Genomic DNA, 1,009 nt, shown 5'->3' on the forward strand with positions numbered 1-1,009 from the left:
CTTTTGAATACATAATGACATCATACCCGAAGTCCAGGTTTTTGTCCGCACGCCCTCTTCTTCAACAAAGTTGCTTCATCCACAACAGTCACTCCTTTATTCATTCTGCCAATTTCTGAAGGATCGACTCAAACTGTGCTCGCTCCTTAGCGGTTAAAGGCGCAAGAAATTGCTTTTGCGCAAAGGCAAGACCATCAAGCAAGGCGGGACAAATTGCTGTGCCGGAATCCGTCAACGCTAACACAAATCCGCGGCGATCGTCAGGGTTAGGGCGTTTGAGTACAAAGCCGAGTTGTACCAGCTGAGCGACTGCTCGCGTGACATTGCTGGGGTTGACCCCAGTTAACTGGACCAAACGCTCCTGGGGTAAATCGCCAAAGTCATGTAACTTGATCAAATAATAATAGAGGCTACTGGAAAGCCCATAGCGACTGAATGTTTGATCGAGAATTTGGGTATAGCGGCGGCTCAATGCTGCGAGATCTTTTAAGGGATCATTGACTGAATTTGACATGCTCATGGATCATCCTTGCTTGGTTATTTGTTTGCGCAAGCAAATAATAAACCCATTATCGACGCGTGTCAAACAATTTGATCCACGAAAAATAGCCGCTGATCGCGGCATTTTAGTGGCTATGTACCTGGGCGTGCTAGCGGGTTACCGCCTACCCAGGTTGAGGTAGTCAACATTCAAGATCAGGTGCCAAAACGAGAGATTCGCTTTCGGTCTGCACCGGTGCATAGGTGGCACATCGCCTAGCAGGTCGACCGACGCCGCTAGACTCTGATTCCTCACATCGAGTAACGTTCAGTGCGGCCGCACCCCGAAGTCTCCGTGATTCATCATGGCTATAAGATAACAAGAAAAGTAACCGAATTCAATGATAAAAAGTGTGTCATGCTGAGCAAACGTTGCCTGATTCGACCAGTGTTACCGCCATGGAAAAAATAAAATTTAAACCCGCGTTTTACAATCAAGTTAGCCACTATCGTTAGCACTCAGACAAAA

Annotated in this window: 1 protein-coding gene; it reads right to left on the bottom strand. The window is 47.1% G+C overall.

Annotation, left to right across the window (positions count from 1 at the left end):
* Nucleotides 1–100: 100 nt before the first annotated feature.
* Nucleotides 101–514, bottom strand: coding sequence for a MarR family winged helix-turn-helix transcriptional regulator (locus FD01_RS12805; RefSeq protein WP_054720196.1), 414 nt, complete (start codon nt 512–514; stop codon nt 101–103).
* Nucleotides 515–1,009 lie beyond the last annotated feature (495 nt).

The sequence above is a fragment of the Lacticaseibacillus manihotivorans DSM 13343 = JCM 12514 genome, from assembly GCF_001435035.1.
In the GTDB taxonomy this organism is placed as follows: Bacteria; Bacillota; Bacilli; order Lactobacillales; family Lactobacillaceae; genus Lacticaseibacillus; species Lacticaseibacillus manihotivorans.